The sequence below is a fragment of the Bradyrhizobium sp. LTSP857 genome, assembly GCF_000938285.1.
Lineage (GTDB): Bacteria > Pseudomonadota > Alphaproteobacteria > Rhizobiales > Xanthobacteraceae > Bradyrhizobium.
Window position 1 is genome coordinate 28,251 of the sequence record NZ_JYMS01000040.1, and the last position, 15,793, is coordinate 44,043.

At 59.7% G+C, this 15,793-nt stretch carries 13 protein-coding genes; 2 read left to right on the top strand and 11 right to left on the bottom strand.

Features of this window, described 5'->3' with window-relative positions; all coding sequences use genetic code 11:
* Positions 1-91 precede the first annotated feature (91 nt).
* Complete coding sequence (locus UP06_RS39300) at positions 92-2,173, bottom strand: DUF4387 family protein (RefSeq protein WP_050032056.1); 2,082 nt, start codon at positions 2,171-2,173, stop codon at positions 92-94.
* A 538-nt stretch (positions 2,174-2,711) separates the two neighbouring features.
* Between UP06_RS39300 and UP06_RS26390 the strand changes: the two genes are divergently transcribed.
* The gene (locus UP06_RS26390; protein ID WP_050032058.1) at positions 2,712-2,987 is read left to right on the top strand and encodes a hypothetical protein; all 276 of its coding nucleotides are present in this window, start codon (positions 2,712-2,714) and stop codon (positions 2,985-2,987) included.
* An 88-nt stretch (positions 2,988-3,075) separates the two neighbouring features.
* Complete coding sequence (locus tag UP06_RS26395) at positions 3,076-3,603, top strand: HXXEE domain-containing protein (RefSeq protein ID WP_045006600.1); 528 nt, start codon at positions 3,076-3,078, stop codon at positions 3,601-3,603.
* A gap of 35 nt (positions 3,604-3,638) precedes the next feature.
* On the opposite strand, the gene UP06_RS26400 is transcribed toward UP06_RS26395, so the two are convergent.
* The 10 genes from UP06_RS26400 to UP06_RS26445 form a co-directional block, all read right to left on the bottom strand.
* Positions 3,639-4,580, bottom strand: a complete 942-nt coding sequence (locus tag UP06_RS26400) for a LysR substrate-binding domain-containing protein (protein WP_156163240.1) — start codon at positions 4,578-4,580, stop codon at positions 3,639-3,641.
* Positions 4,577-5,500: a LysR family transcriptional regulator gene (locus tag UP06_RS26405; protein ID WP_045006601.1), complete on the bottom strand. Its 924-nt coding sequence runs from the start codon at positions 5,498-5,500 to the stop codon at positions 4,577-4,579. The genes UP06_RS26400 and UP06_RS26405 overlap by 4 nt, the downstream gene beginning before the upstream one ends.
* A gap of 654 nt (positions 5,501-6,154) precedes the next feature.
* Positions 6,155-6,526: a hypothetical protein gene (locus UP06_RS26410; RefSeq protein ID WP_045006602.1), complete on the bottom strand. Its 372-nt coding sequence runs from the start codon at positions 6,524-6,526 to the stop codon at positions 6,155-6,157.
* A gap of 151 nt (positions 6,527-6,677) precedes the next feature.
* On the bottom strand, positions 6,678-7,472 hold the full coding sequence (locus tag UP06_RS26415) for an FAD binding domain-containing protein (RefSeq protein ID WP_045006603.1): 795 nt from the start codon (positions 7,470-7,472) through the stop codon (positions 6,678-6,680).
* Positions 7,473-7,483: 11 nt separating this feature from the next.
* Positions 7,484-9,832, bottom strand: a complete 2,349-nt coding sequence (locus UP06_RS26420; RefSeq protein ID WP_045006604.1) for a xanthine dehydrogenase family protein molybdopterin-binding subunit — start codon at positions 9,830-9,832, stop codon at positions 7,484-7,486.
* A gap of 86 nt (positions 9,833-9,918) precedes the next feature.
* Complete coding sequence (locus tag UP06_RS26425) at positions 9,919-10,404, bottom strand: (2Fe-2S)-binding protein (RefSeq protein WP_045006605.1); 486 nt, start codon at positions 10,402-10,404, stop codon at positions 9,919-9,921.
* A gap of 422 nt (positions 10,405-10,826) precedes the next feature.
* The gene (locus UP06_RS26430) at positions 10,827-11,669 is read right to left on the bottom strand and encodes an oxidoreductase (RefSeq protein ID WP_045006606.1); all 843 of its coding nucleotides are present in this window, start codon (positions 11,667-11,669) and stop codon (positions 10,827-10,829) included.
* Positions 11,670-11,943: 274 nt separating this feature from the next.
* Entirely contained in the window at positions 11,944-12,348 is a 405-nt protein-coding gene (locus UP06_RS26435) for a VOC family protein (protein WP_245305548.1), read from the bottom strand.
* A 123-nt stretch (positions 12,349-12,471) separates the two neighbouring features.
* Positions 12,472-13,683, bottom strand: a complete 1,212-nt coding sequence (locus tag UP06_RS26440; protein ID WP_050032068.1) for a c-type cytochrome — start codon at positions 13,681-13,683, stop codon at positions 12,472-12,474.
* Positions 13,684-13,758: 75 nt separating this feature from the next.
* Complete coding sequence (locus UP06_RS26445) at positions 13,759-15,468, bottom strand: PQQ-dependent dehydrogenase, methanol/ethanol family (protein WP_082078770.1); 1,710 nt, start codon at positions 15,466-15,468, stop codon at positions 13,759-13,761.
* Between the last annotated feature and the right edge of the window lie 325 nt (positions 15,469-15,793).

Consider the following 15,793-nt stretch of genomic DNA (forward strand, 5'->3'; position numbering starts at 1 on the left):
CGTTAGAAATCGCCGATCGCGCGTTGCCGCGAGAACGCGGCAACCCATCACGAATGGTCTGCTTTGCGAATGATCGGACGATTGGGCGGCTTTAGAACGAAGACGCCCTGCCCAGGGCGGCCGCGTAGATCGGAATGCTCAAATGCTCAATAGCGGCTTGCTGCTGGGCGCCGAACACGTCCCGTTCGTCCATCGACGCCGAGATGTTCGGCCGGTCGATGGAAATCTTGATAGCGTTGCAGGTATCGACGAAGAACGTGCCCACCACGCGGTCGAGTGGGACATTCAGGATCTTCGCGATCTGCTCCCTTGCGAATACGTTCGAGTGAAGCGAGGCCTCGTAACTCTCGGCCGACGCGAAGATGACATCGAACGTCAGGCGGTTGATTCCCGCGTCCTTGCTGCGAATGACCACGGCCATGTCGATGAGCCGTTGCGTGCCGACAGGCGCACCTGCTGGGGCATGATCTGCGATCACCGACAGTGTGCGATCGTCGATATTGCCGCAGTAGCCGGTCTCGCCGATGTCGAAATAATTGGGCCTGGCAGTGCTCTCTTCTGCCCATTCCGCGCCGCTGGCACGGTAATAGGTGATGGGGAACATCGTGTTCTTGATGACGTCCTCGTTCTGAAGCAGATGGTAGAGCGACCAGACATAGGCGTCGGGTGCGTCCAGGTTCAGCCGCGAATTCGTCTTCGGAGTCGCAACGCTGGTGATCCGTTCGATCTCTTGCCGGTGCCGCGACGCGAGCTCGACCGGATCATGGCCGACGCTACGCAGCAGGATCGCAGGGTTCGCGGCATCGGCCTCGGTGATGGTGAACCTGGCGTTCGCAAGCGCGTCAGGAAACTCCTGCGCGATTAACCCAATCACCGCCTCCTTGATGCGCGGATAGTTCGCAAAGAACACGGGATCGCGGGTGCCGCTCGGGACAATGGCTCCGAACTGACCGTCGTCGCGCTTGAAACTGATCAAATTCGGCGACAGTGGATAGGCGATATTTCCGGCGGTCGCTTTCCGCCCGGCATAGCCGTAGTGAATGAGATAATGCGTGAGGAGGCTCGCCAGCAAGGTGGCAGCCTCCTGCGTCGGCGCTGCAGTCTCGATGATGATGCCGAGTTCACGCTTGGAGGCTTCTACCGGCGTCGCCTGTACGCCGTTGCGGCCATAAACCAGCACCTCGGACGGGATCCTGGGCAGCGCGGCAGGATCGATGTAGATCAGCGACACCTTGCGCGTACCCAGATGGCGGGCTCCTTCAAGCTTGATGCTCCACGGCCAGGGTTTGCTCGACCGAACGAACCGGCTGCCGCGAATGCCCGCGGTCCAGCTATCCTTGGAGAAGAACTGGGTCTTCTCCAGAGCCAAAACACCTTCGGGGTAGAACTGAAGTTGCGGGTGGCTTTCCTCGTAGAGCGAGTGAGCCGCAATTGAGTAGGCAGTACAGCGCCGCGTGGGGTTCGGTGCGCTGAACAACGCGCTGCCGTCATCGTAGATCTCTGCGACCAGACAGTCGGACGGCGAACCGGGATCGCAGGCCAGGGCGCCGCATTCGAGCACGTGCCCGACGTGGTAGGCCAATCCGGCGTCGATGCCGCGGCGGATCATGTCGGATGCAAACAAGGCAACGTCGCAGGAACGGCCCGCCAGGATATACTGCGCGCCGGCTTCGATCGCCGTGATGAGCGGATGAACTCCCATCTGTCCGACGATGACGCTCTCGCGCAGCGACTGCTCGTCGAGATCGGGCCCAAGGCCGGTCGGGCGCAGCGCGCCATTGCGGAATTCCTGGATGACGATCTCGGGATCGAGCTCGGACCTGATGACGGCGACCTTGGCGCCTTCAACTTTCAGCTCGGCGAACACTTCCTTGGCGACCGCGATCATCCAATCGAGGTTTCGGTTGCCGCCTGCCATGCCGCTGCTGCCGAGAATGACGGGGCAGCCAATTTGCTTGCCCGCCGCCACCATGTGCCGATAGTCGGCCTTGACCGCCTCGCGCTCGAAATATTCGGTGCCTGTCCCGAGATAATAGGGGCCTGCATCCATCGAACCGCCATCGCAAATGATGGCGTCGACGCGTCCCTTCAGGGCCGCCTGCAGCGACTCCTTGGGATAGCCATAACCGAGCGCCCCACAGGCCGCGACAACACGATAGATGAGGTTGGACATCGAAAAGCACTCTCAAAGCGAAGGGCAATCCGATGTGGGCCGCCCGTGAACGCGGCGGAGCAATGAGCCCGAGGGGCATCGAAAACAAATATGGCTTCGATATAGAGTTATCGGCTTCGGCTATGGCTGTCCGGATCTCGTCTCATCCGGAAGTCAGCCGTCTGCCGCGGGCTCGTCGGAAATAGCGCGATTGGTCAAGGGGTTGTTAGCCTACAAACGACGCGGCTTCAGCCTTGCGCAGCGCGGGCCTGAGCGCTCTTGAGGCCTGTCATTCACGTGTCTGTTATCGCTCAACGAGCCGGCGTCGCGGTCTGTAATCCCCGAAGTCCAGCCGCGAATCCCAACAAGATAGGCCTTCGATCGATGCCTGTCGGACCGTGCCGCGTCGCTATCGGCGTTCGCTATATCTGCATACTGAGACCGTATTTGCGCGACGCATGCCTTTCGCCGATTGAAGCGGCGCACAGAACGGCCTGCATCCATCGCTGACCGATTCAAGAACTGCTGCATTTCAGTTCTGACAACGAAAGGACACATCATGTTTGATTCAAAGATCACGCGTCGCGGCTTTGCAACCGCTGCAGCCACCGGCGTTGCCGCCATCGGGCTCGTCGGCGCGAGCGTGGATTCTGCCGATGCTTATCAGGGCAACATGGAGCGCGCTCTGGCTTCGCTCTACCAGGCGCTCGGCGAACTGCGGCAGGCAACCTCCAACAAGGGCGGCCATCGCGTGAAGGCCATGGAGCTGGTCAGCCAGGCGGTCGCCGAAACGCAAGCCGGCATCGAGTTCGCCGATGAACACGGCGGCGGCTAGCGCCTTCGGGCAGTTGTCGCCGTCATCGCGACATCTGCCCGCGGCTCTCTGCGTTGTCTTCATCACCAGATCCACATTGGAAAGAACAATGAACCTCACAACACTGGCATGGCTCGGAATGGCCGCTTATGCGGTGCACATTCTGGAAGAATACACATTCGACTGGCGTAACTGGGCGCGCAACGCGCTCGCGCTCCCCGTGGAATGGAACGACTTCTACGTCACCAACTGCATCGTCGTCGCACTCGGCATCGCCCAGGCGATGCTGGCCGAGACGCTGCCCATCGCCCCTCTCGCCTATGCGGGCCTGATGCTCATCAACGCCGTCCTGTTTCACATCGTGCCGGTGATCAGGTTCAAGGGACGCTTCTCGCCTGGGCTCGTTACCGCGGTGCTGTTGTTTCTGCCGGTCGGAATCGCCACCTACTGGACCGCGCTCGACAGTGGAAAGGTCGGCGTCTCGACCGCAATTGCGGGCTTACTGATCGGCGGCCTGGTCATGGCCTATCCCATCGTCATGCTACGGCTGAGGTCGAAGCCATATTTCATACAGGCCGATCCGGAGGCGCCCGCTGCGCTAAATGGTCCGGTCCAGGCCAGGAGACCTGCCGCCTGAGTATCGGCGCCGACCACTCGCACAAGAGAGCTTTTTCACGGCTTCGCGCGCCTCGTAGCGATCCATTCGACGCCTGGCGCTCGCGTCTTGTTCAGAGTGGTCTCGATAAACTCGGTAAAGAGCTCACGCACCGCCTCCCCCGCATTGGCGAGAGGAAAATTGCCCGACGAAATCATCGAACACGTAAGGTAAATCGGTGGTTCGATGGGCTCGGGCTCGCCGAGATCATCGCCCGACATGTCGGACAGATCGCCCTTCGGCAACACGGAGGCGCCTACTCCTGCCCGCACAGCCGCAATGATGTCTGCCACAATATCGGCTTCCATAACGACGTTTGGTGAAAGTTTTGCTGCGGCGAAAGCGCGATCAAGCGCGGTGCGCGTAATGTTCGGTGATGGCGGGAGGATCAACGGCAACGACACGAGATCGGCAAGCTTCATCGGCTTGCCTTTCGATATCGCATCAGGGCGTATTAGAAACAGCCGCTGACGGAACAACGGCTGGCGGGCGAAAGTCGGCGCGAGGTCATCTTCCAGCACCAGACCAAGATCGAGTTCGTGCGCGATCACCCGCCGCTTGACTGTCGGGCTGTCGGAGATTGCCATCCTGAGGGCGACATTCGGCAACGAAGCCCTGCATTGCTCGATGAATGCGACAGGCGCTGTGGGCATAACGGTTGAAGACATCCCAAGCCGAACAAGGCCTTCCGCGGCCCCGGTGCCGGACCGCACGATGCCGGGAAGCTGCTCCAGCCGCTTCAAAATGGAAGACGCCTCGCGATACAGCACCTCACCTGCGGCGGTCGGGCGAACGCCGCGCACGCTACGCAAGAGCAGGCTCACGCCGAGTTGCTCCTCGAGTTGCGCGATCTGTTGGCTGAGCGCGGGCTGCGCGATGTGGATCGTAGATGCGGCGCGCGAAAAGCTTCCGGCCTCGACCACGCTGATAAAGTAATGCAGGTGGCGGTACTGCATCATGCGATCAGTTCCGCGCCTGGCCGCGTATTCTTGGTGATTTGATCCTTCACAAAGCGGATCAGCACGTCTTTCACGGCCTCGCCGGCATGGGTGAGTGGGAAATCGCTTGAAGACACGAGTGAACACGTGAGGGAGATCGGCGGCTCAATGAGCAACGGCGGGGCGAACGCACCCGGATAGACATTCTCGAACGTCCCGGCGTTGAAGATCGAACTTCCGACACCGGACCGAACCGCGGACAGCTCGCTGAGCGCAGCATCGGCTTCGGCGACGATGTTCGGCGTCAACCCCGCCTCCGCGAAGGCGCGATCGATGACGACGCGCCGATGCTTGGGAAGCGGTGGCAGCACGAGGGGCAGCTTCGCGACCTGTTCGAGCGAAACCACGCCCTGACACCCCGCCAGGGGCTCGCGCCGGACTAGGTAAAGACGCTGCCTGAAAATGGGAAGCCGCGAGAAATTCGGCACGAAGTCGTCTTCGAACACCAGGGCCATGTCGAGTGTTTGCGCCTCGATCCGGGCTTGAAGCACATCACTGTCAGCGTCGGAGAATTTCAACGTCACCTTTGGCAGTGCTTCCTTACACGCCGCGACGGCAGAGCCTGCGATACCGCCTGCAAGAGCTACCGTAATTCCGAAATTGACGATGCCTTCGACCTCGCCGCTGGTCGACCGCACAAGACCGGGAAGCTGTTCGAGCTGATGAAGGATTTCGGAGGCCTCGCGAAATACGATCTGGCCGGCGGCAGTGGGGCGAACGCCGCGCGAGCTTCGCTCAAGCAGGGTGAAGCCGAGCCGTTCTTCAAGCTCCCCAACCTGCTGGCTGAGCGCAGGCTGCGCGACGTGGATTTCTGTGGCAGCACGCGAAAAGCTGCCCGCCTCGACAACTTTCACGAAATAGCGCAGATGGCGAAACTGCATGACCACGTTCCTCCCCGCCACTTTCTTGTGCGGGTTTTGGAGCCACTCGGCTCATTTCAGACGAACAACCGACCGTAATTTTGCACAGGGTATGCGACTTCGCACCATCAAAGTTGTCGCGACCTCACCGGAGAATTGTAGGAACAACTCTCGTCTTTTCAGATGATTAGAGAGAACGACGGAGGAAGGGACGATCGCAGCGCCCACGAGGGCAATCGGTAGTGGTCAAGCGCCTCAACTGACACGCCCCCGCATTCATGAGCTACTCTGCGGCGTTCTGCACTAGGCGGGTTCAACGCCCCGCTAACATAGCTCCGCTCGGCTTGCTCGCAGTCGCCAGATTATTTCGCTTCCCGCTCACATTTCGATCTTGCCGCTGCTGATGGTCGTGACTTGATGTCCGCTTTTGAGACCTTAGTTGACCTCCTATGCTCACAGCCGCTGTCTGCATTCGAGCAGAGCAGAGTCCAGTCTCAACTGATAAGGTTTGTCGGCTTTCCTTATCAGTCCGCAGACTGACTCCATTTGCGACCATTCCTTATCAGTCGCGAATGACGAGGACGCGCCGCTTGGCGCCACAGCGGGTAGTCGCCCATCCGTTGTTATGGAATATAGACCAGGCAAGCATACGCAACAGTGAATTCTATGCCGATCTCACAGGTCGATAAAATCGATCCGATTTTCTTGCAGCGACCTGGCAAGATCGGCGACATGCCTATGATGCGTAAACAAAATAATCTGCCGCTTCTGTCCTGCCGCCGCCAGTAGCCGAAGCGCCGCCAACGTCCGGGCTTCGTCGAAGCTCGTCAACAGGTCGTCTCCTATGAATGGAATCGGTTCAGATGTGCGGCGTTCAAGCAACGCGAGGCGCAGCGCTAAGAATAGTTGGTCGCGCGTTCCTTCGCTGAGCCCAACGACCTGCACTCGCTCTCTGTTGAGGCGCCGGGCAACTAACATCGGCTGATCGTCATCCCCATAGTCGATGCCAAGTCCGGCGAAGGCGTCACCCGTTGCCGCCGCGAACAATACGCTGGCGCGAGCGACCAGCGGATCTTGCGCTATGGCGCGATGGCGCCGTGAGCTTCGAGAAGCGAATCAACCAACCCGCATTTCCATTTCTGGATCATTCGTTTGTTCGGGTGCCGGCGCATCAGTGCGAAATGCTAGTCCAAACGGTTCAACCCGCCAGCGCTCGCTGCGCCATCACCTTGATCAGGTGGGCGCGATAGTCCGAGGAGCCATGAAGATCGTTGAACAAGCCGTCGTCTGAGATCGCGACATCGTCGAGTGCGGCCGCCGACCAGTCCGCCTGCAAGGCCGACTCTACGGCCGTTACTCGCAGGACGCCGCTTTGCGAAGCTCCCGTCACGGCAACACGAACCTCGCCCGATTTGGTCTTAGCCACGAACACACCGACCAATGCAAAACGCGAGGCCGGATGAGGAAATTTGGCATAGCCGGCCTTCGCCGGGACCGGGAAAGACACGGCGGTGATGATCTCGCCCTCCTCCAGCGCGGTTGCGAACAAGCCCTCGAAGAAATCATCTGCCGCAATTGAGCGCTTGTTGGTCTTGATGGTGGCGCCCATCGCCAGAATCGCGGCCGGATAATCTGCGGCGGGATCGTTGTTGGCGAGCGAGCCGCCGATGGTGCCACGATGTCGCACGGCCGGATCACCGATCAGCGAAGCGAGGTACGCCAGCGCCGGAATAGCCGTTTGCACAGTCTTGCTGGTAGCCACATCGCAGTGAGTCGTCGCTGCCTTGACCGTCACCGCGTCACCTGACGCTTCGATGCCGATGAGTTCCTTGATCCTTCCGAGATCGATAATGTCGGAGGGCGACGCTAGACGCTGCTTCATGACGGGAATCAGCGTATGGCCGCCAGCAAGGTATTTCGATTCCGAGCCTTTAGTGAACATCGTAGCGGCTTCGTCAACGCTGGAGGCGCGGTGGTAAGTTGTGTCGTACATGGCAATGCTCCCTATCGCGCTTTGCCGTGAATGGCGTGCCAGACTCGATTGGGCGTCGCCGGCATTTCGAGTTTGTTGTTGTCGATGGCATCCGTGATCGCGTTGATCACGGCGGCAGATGCGCCGATCGCGCCGGCCTCGCCGCAGCCCTTGACGCCGAGCGGATTGCCCGGACACAGCGTGGTGGTGTGGCTCAACTGGAACGACGGCAAGTCGTCGGCGCGCGGCATAGCGTAGTCCATAAATGACGCCGTCACGGGCTGCCCGTTGGTATCATAGACGGCGTGCTCGAGCAGCGCTTGGCCGATACCTTGCGCAAGCCCACCATGGACCTGGCCCTCGACGATCATCGGGTTGATCAACCGGCCGAAATCATCGGCCGCAACAAAATTGACAAACGAAGTCTTTCCAGTGCCGGCATCGACCTCGAGCTCGCAGATATAGGTGCCCGCCGGGAAGGTGAAGTTGGTCGGGTCGTAGAAGGCGGTTTCTTTCAGACCAGGCTCCATGCCGTCAGGCAGGTTGTGCGCGGTATAAGCGGCAAGCGCCACCATCGGTAGCGCGATCGACTTGTCGGTGCCGGCAACCTTGAACTCACCGTTCTCGATCACGATGTCGCCCTCGGAAGCCTCCAGCGCGTGGGCTGCGATCTTCTTGGCCTTGGCCTCGACCTTCTCCATCGCCTTGATGATGGCCGTCCCACCGACCGCGAGCGAGCGCGAACCGTAGGTGCCCATACCGAACTGCACCTTGTCGGTGTCGCCGTGGATGATCTGTACCTGGCTGATCGGGACGCCCAAGCGCTCGGAAATCAACTGCGCGAACGTCGTCTCATGACCCTGGCCGTGGCTGTGCGATCCTGTGAGGATCTCGATGGTCCCGACCGGATTGACGCGGACTTCCGCCGATTCCCACAAGCCGACACCGGCGCCCAGGCTGCCTACTGCCTTTGACGGTGCGATGCCGCAGGCCTCGATGTAGCAGGAGACGCCAATGCCGCGCAGCTTGCCTTCCGACTTGGCTTTGGCCTTGCGGCCCGCGAAGCCAGCGTAATCGATCGCTTTCATCGCGGCATCGAGCGAAGCGCCGAAATCGCCGATGTCATAGGCCATGATCACAGGCGTCTGATACGGAAACGTCGTAATGAAGTTCTTACGACGCAGTTCAGTCGGATCGACCTTCAACTGACGCGCCGCGGTTTCCATCATGCGCTCCAGCAGATAGCTCGCCTCGGGCCTCCCCGCACCTCTGTAGGCATCGACCGGCGTGGTGTTGGTGTAGACACCCATCACCTCGGCATAGATGGCCGGGATCATGTACTGGCCGGACAACAGCGTTGCATAGAGATAGGTCGGTACCGCTGACGAGAACAGCGACATGTAGGCGCCGAAATTGGCGTGGGTCTTGACCCGAAGCCCCAGGATCTTGTTGTCCTTGTCGAACGCCATCTCCGCCTTCGAGATATGGTCGCGGCCATGGTGATCGGTGAGGAAGGCTTCGGTCCGATCACTGGTCCACTTCACCGGGCGGCCGACCTTCTTCGACGCCCACAGCGCCACCATCTCTTCCGGATAGATGTAGATCTTGGAGCCGAAGCCCCCGCCGACGTCAGGCGCAATAACCCGCAGCTTGTGCTCGGGCGCGATGTTGTAGAAGGCCGACAGAACGAGACGGGCGACATGCGGATTCTGCGAAGTCGTGTAGAGCGTGTAGTGCTCTTCGGCCGTGTCGTAGTCGGCGATCGCCGAGCGCGGTTCCATCGGGTTCGGCGCAAGGCGGTTGTTGGTGAGGTCCATTTCCACCACGTTCGCGGCCTTGGCAAAGGCGCCTTTTACCGCGGCCTCGTCGCCGATATGCCAGTCGTAGACCACATTGCCCGGCGCTTCCGGATGCAACTGCGGCGCGCCCCGCTTGATGGCGGCGCGGATATCGGGCACGGCCTCAAGCTCTTCATAATCGACGACGACGGCCTCCGCGGCGTCCTTAGCCTGATTCTTGGTTTCGGCGATTACGACAGCGACCGCCTGCCCCACGAAGCGCACAGTCTCCGGCGCCATCGCCGGCCACGCCCCCATCTTCATCGGCGAGCCGTCTTTCGACGTGATGGCCCAGCCGCAGATCAAATTGCCGACCTTGTCATCGACGATTTGCTGGCCGGTGAGCACCGCGACCACGCCGGGCATCTTCATCGCTTCGGATGAATCGATGCCCTTGACCTTGGCATGCGCGTGTGGACTACGGATGAAATGCGCGTGTATCAGGCCCACCAACTTGATGTCGTCAACGTAGCGGCCCTTGCCGGTAATAAAGCGGCGGTCTTCCTTACGTTTGACGCTTGCGCCAATGCCCTCAACGCCCATGTCCTGTCCTCCCGACCGGAGTTATTGTTTCTGCGGTTTCCATCGAAACGCAGCGGTCATCAATTCAAGCCGATGGTCTGCGGCAGCTATTCCGCCGCCTGCGAGACCTTCATGCGGCCGGCCGCGTCCAGCACCGATTTGACGATATTGTGGTATCCGGTGCAGCGGCAGATGTTGCCTTCGAGCTCGTGCCGGACGGTCGTCTCGTCTAGTTTGCCGCCATAGCGGTTCACGATGTCGATTGACGACATGATCATGCCCGGGGTGCAGTAGCCGCACTGCAGGCCGTGGTTGTCGCGGAACGCAGCCTGCATCGGGTGCAGCTCGTCGCCGTTGGCAATGCCTTCAATGGTGGTGACGTCGCAGCCTGCGGCCTGTCCCGCCAGCATGGTGCAGGATTTTACCGCTCGCCCGTCGACATGGACGACGCAGGCGCCGCACTGGCTGGTATCACAGCCGACATGGGTGCCGGTCAGATTGAGGTTTTCGCGCAAGACGTGAACAAGGAGGGTTCTATCCTCAACGTCTACAGATACAGCCTTCCCGTTGATCGTCAAATCGACTGTCGGCACGCCTGAACCTCCCGCCCTTTCACTTCCGAGCACCTCTCGCGAGATGGCACACGGAAGTCCGCACATTGGTTTGCGGATACAAACTGTCAGTATCGCTGCGTCACTATCGTAACGCGAATACGCGAGGTGCGAGATAGACCACGACACCTCGCACATACGGTCTGGGTCTACGCATCATCCAAAACCTTGCGAGCGTCGGTTCGGCTCCACACCGCAACAGCCGCAGCTGTTCGTCAGTTTTATTTGAACGCATAAAGCGGCCATAGCTCCGGTCGATATGAAATCAGTGGTACCAGACTGCTCAATAACGGCGATGTACCACTTCAACCACTCGTTGGAAGCATTCTCCAACCGTGAGACTGGAAGCCCGGCCGACAAAAATGTCGCGAGGCCCGCCGCTTGAGCATGTCACCTTCGGCATCCTATGCATATTCAGTCGATCGCGTCATCGATTCCCAAGCATCGATCTCGTGTCGAAGCGATTCCAGTTTTTGGCGAACCAGCTTCAGGGCATCGGTACCAAGGAGAAGATGCACCGGCGGGTCCTCGGCTTCCACGACCCTCAGCAGCGCTCGCGCGGCCTGGACGGGATCTCCAGATTGGTTTCCACTCTTTTCCGCGCGGGCTTGCCGGACAGGATCAAAGAGTGAGTCGTAATCGGTTATGCTCCGCGGACTCCGAACCATCGACCGCCCTGCCCAGTCGGTTCGGAAGGAGCCTGGCGCGATCGCCGTTACCCGGATGCCGAGGTGACGAACCTCCTTCGCCAGCACCTCGGAGATACCCTCGAGAGCGAACTTACTCCCCGCGTAGTAGGCGATGCCCGCCAAACCCACGTATCCGGCCATCGAAGTGATGTTGATGACATGTCCACGGCGCCTCCCGCGCATGCTTGGCAGCACAGCCTTCATCATCGCAACTGCGCCGAACACGTTTACGTCGAATTGACGCTTAATCTCCTCCAGCGGAGACTCTTCGAGAATACCTTCGTGCCCATATCCGGCATTATTCACGAGAACATCGATCGGAGCAATTTCGCTTTCAACCTTCGCCACCGCAGAACCGATTGCCGCGAAGTCGGTGACGTCGAGTAGCAAGGCCCGGGCTCGCGACGGATGCATTGCCTCGAAGGCCAACCTGGCCTCCTCGCTCCGCACCGTCCCTACGACCGAGTGTCCGGATGAAAGCGCCTCAGTTGCAAATGCTCTCCCCAACCCGGAGCCAGCGCCGGTAATCAGGATGCTGCGCCTAGCATGCGTCGTCATAAACTTCTCCGTGGTCGCGCGCGGCGCGGATTGCCGGCAGCGGGTATGTATTGTTGCGAGCGAGAAACCTCGCACTCGCTGAGATCCTCACCATGACCGCCAACGCCCATCCGGACCATCAACCCTCGCGATCTCCTACGCGACACCGAGAAGCGCCCAGTGACAGCACGAAAATGGCAATCAAGCTCACCATCTTCAGAAGACGCCGGTCCTGATCGTCGTTGCAGCGATATGCCAACCGCATGGGCCCGTTGCGTTGCAGGATTCGATCTCGCTATCCGACGGCAGGGGAAACGCAGGCGAACTCGACCCGGGTACCGCCCGGCTCTCGCACCATAAAGTGCACCTTCGGGCCCTTGCCAGATCGTTCCGGCGCAAACTCAACCACGATGCCGGGCCATGCTGCGACACGGGCGTGCAATGCGTCAAGCGCGCTGCGGTCCACAACCTTCAGAGCAAGATGATGCAAGCCAATGTTGCGACGGCGGTCGAACGGGACGCATGTCTCGGGATCCTCGACTTGCCAGAGCGTTACGATTCCATTTCCGTCGGACACGAACGCCGCAGGATAATTCTGGTTTTCGCCAACGACTCTCCAGCCAAGGCAATCACAAAAGAAGCCACGCGCAAGCGCCAGATCCTTCACGGCAAGTCCGACGTGATCGACGCCGGCCGTCAACGGGACACTATCCTGCATAGTTCATCTCCTGGCACTCGCGCGCGTTGGTGAAGCATTTCTCATTCAAGCGGTAGCCGAACACACCGGTCGATCGAATTAGGTCCGAGATTCTGGCGGGCCCCTTCAATTCGCGGAACCGGCCGAGGCCTGCACGGTGGTCAGATAGGCATACATGTTGTCGAAATCCTCGTCGGTAAAGACGTCTTTCCAGGCCGGCATGCCTTTCGAAGGACGCCCCTCGTGGACAGTTGTCCAGAACGTCGAGCGCGCATTCTCGCCGTAACGAAGCTGCAATCTTCGGAGATCGATCCGACGCTCGCCCTGCACTGCGTCGGTCCCGTGGCAATGGGCGCACGTTGAATTGAAGATTTCCCTGCCCGCCTCGGTACTGGCGGAGTCACCTGCATGTGCTTTCGAGTCCTTCGATGTAACCGAGGGGGAGTGCGCAGCAGAAGGAACCTCTGTCGCGGCGGTCGGAGGGACGAGGAGACTCGGCGAGTTTTCGGATACCAGGAGCCTAGTCGACGTGTCGCTTGGCAAACCATATTTTGTGGCCAGATCACCGATTGTCTGATCGAGGTCCGGCAAGACCGCATCGACCTGATCGCGGAGTTCTACCGAGGTTTTTGCAAATCCGATCGCGGCGTCCCAAGATAAACCCTTCCCTTCGACGGTGCGGATCTTGTAGCGGTTTTGGTATTGCGTCTTGTTAAGCCAGCCGGCAGTTGGCCCCCAGACAAAGGCGACCTCCGCCGTACCGAGATCCAGCGCCTTCATGCCTTCGTCCGGGCTCATTACGGTGACTTTTTCGATATCATCCCGAAGAGCGAGCAGGTTTTGTGGTGTCGTTTGGTACTGGACCGCCACCCGCTTCCCCCTCAGATCGTCAATGCTGCCGACGACTAGCTCTTTCCCCGTGACGAGGGCGTAGGCCTGCTCCGAAATCTTTCGAGAGAAGATAACCGAAGGCCCCATGAAGTCGTCGGAGAGTGGCAAGCCCATCATTGCGTCGCATTTCTTTCCCAGCAAGGTGACGCGCACGCTGCGCTTGCCAAAATAGGTCTTGTACCAATTGTAAGTCACAGGACGGCCCAGCGCCTTTCCGATCGCCTGACCGACCTCGAGGTAGAATCCTGGCTCGGAAGCATCATCGCTGGAGTACGGTAGATTAGTCGGATCTGCGCATAAGCGCAGCGGCTTGACGTCGTCCGCATCGACGCTGAAGCTCGCACCAACCGGCGCAAGAATAGCTATCAACGCAAGAGGACTCGCTCGCAAGAGTACGTAGACTTTTCCGCATGATACCTTGAAGTTGCCCGTGACGTTCACTGACATCCACGGTTCCCCTCTGTTGTGCACGACGTCCGTCACACAGCGCGCTGGTGCGACGGACGATGCCCGATTGGTCGGCTATTGAACGGCAAATACGAAGAGCGAGCCACCTTCAGGTGCAGCTGCCGTCATCTTCTTTCCGATCTCTCCCAGGAATGCGGGAATGGAAGCCGTACGACCAACGACGACGGCGACATATTGCTTGCCATCGACAGCGTAGGTCACGGGGCCGGCTCCGATGCCGGAACCAAGGTTCTTCTTCCAAAGGATTTTGCCGTTGGCGGCATCAATTGCGTGGAAGTCACCGTGCAGGTTGCCGTAGAAGACCAGATTTCCACCGGTGGTCAACGTGCCGCCGTTGAACGGTAGGTCCTGCTTGATTGACCACACCTTCTTGTTATTGACCGGGTCCCACGCAATCAACTCACCAAGGAACCCCCCCGGACCTTCTTTGGCTGGGAAATCGGCGCCCAGATAGAACAGGCCGCGCTTATACGAGACATCGGTGTTTGAAAAGTCCATGCAGAAATTGTTGGACGGAATATAGACCAGCCCGGACTGCGGATTGAATGACATCGGCTGCCAGTTCTTGCCGCCGATCACGTTCGGGCAGATGTCCTTGACTGGATGGCCAGGTCCCGGACGTTTGTCGGGATTCTCGACAGCGCGCAACGTCGCGACGTCCCACTTTTCCGCCCAATTGGCGAAGACGAACTTCTCGGCCGACAGAAGCTTACCGGTTTCGCGATTGGCGACGAAGAAGAAGCCGTTGCGGTCAGCTTTCATCAAAGCGGGAACCGTGCTGCCGCCGATGCTCAGGTCGGCCAGAACATTCTCATTAACGCCGTCGTAGTCCCACGCGTCGGCCGGGGTACTCTGAATATGCCACTTGATCTTGCCGGTATTCGGATCAAGCGCAAGCGTCGAGGATGTGTACAAGTTTGTCAGTTTTCCGAAATTTCCGTCGCCGGTAGAACGGACGCTAGTATTCCACGGGCCCGCGTTGCTGGTACCCCAATAGACGGTATCGGTCTTAGCATCGTACGAGCCGACCAGCCACGGAACTCCGCCGCCCCTCAATCCTGTGTCACCTTTCCAGGTTTCGCTCGCGGGCTCCCCCGGCGCCGGGACGGTAAATGTTTTCCAGACCTGCCTACCCGTATTCAAATCGAACGCCTGAAGCGCACCGCGAACACCATATTCGCCGCCACCGAAGCCAGTAATCACCTTGTCGCGCACGACCAGCGGAGGAGAAGTGATGACTGACCCTTGCTTGTAGTCGACGACCTCAGTCGTCCAGAGTTCCACACCTGTTTCTGCGTTGAGCGCCGTCAACTTGCCGTCGAGCCGGCCAACGAAAATCTTTCCATCCGCAAAGGTGACGCCGCGGTTGTCCACGTCGCAGCAGGCGTACTGCAACACATCGTCCGGAATCTCCGGCTCATAGGTCCACTTGCGTGCGCCGGTCGCGGCGTCGAGCGCGTAAACATATTTCGGACCCCATGAGGTCGAGACATACAGCGTGTTTCCGATCACGATCGGCGACGACTCGTTCGACCGCAGCGAACCGAGCGAAAACGAATAGGCCAGGGACAGTTTGCTGGCGTTGTCAGAATTGATCTGACTGAGAGGACTGAAGCGCGTATTGCCGTAGTCGTGGCCGGCGATCGCCCACTGATCGGTATTCGCGACGGCCTTGACGACCGAGTCGTTGGCACCGGCAACGGACGCTGCGGCAGCCGCACCGATGGCGATCGAAATGGCCGCAATGAACTTTCTGCCCGTCATTCGTTTCCTCCTGGACATTGTTATCGCCTGCTCGACAAGTGGCGACGCGCGTACCGACGCGCAGCCGTCGATTCTGGACGCTAGTGTACGACGATTGCTGCGGGTTCGAAGATCTCCCGCTAGAAAGACACTGTCCCTTCAAGCGAAACAACGGCAGGACCGGCCGACCATTCGCAGCCGAAAAACCTGGACGAACGGTCCGCACACATCCGCGATATGTTTGCATGCTGCCGGCCATGTTGTGCGTGTCAACGTTACCTGGACGGCGGAACGACGCTTTGACCTTTCGATCAACGATCGCGGAACTGTCGGCGAATTTGAAGAG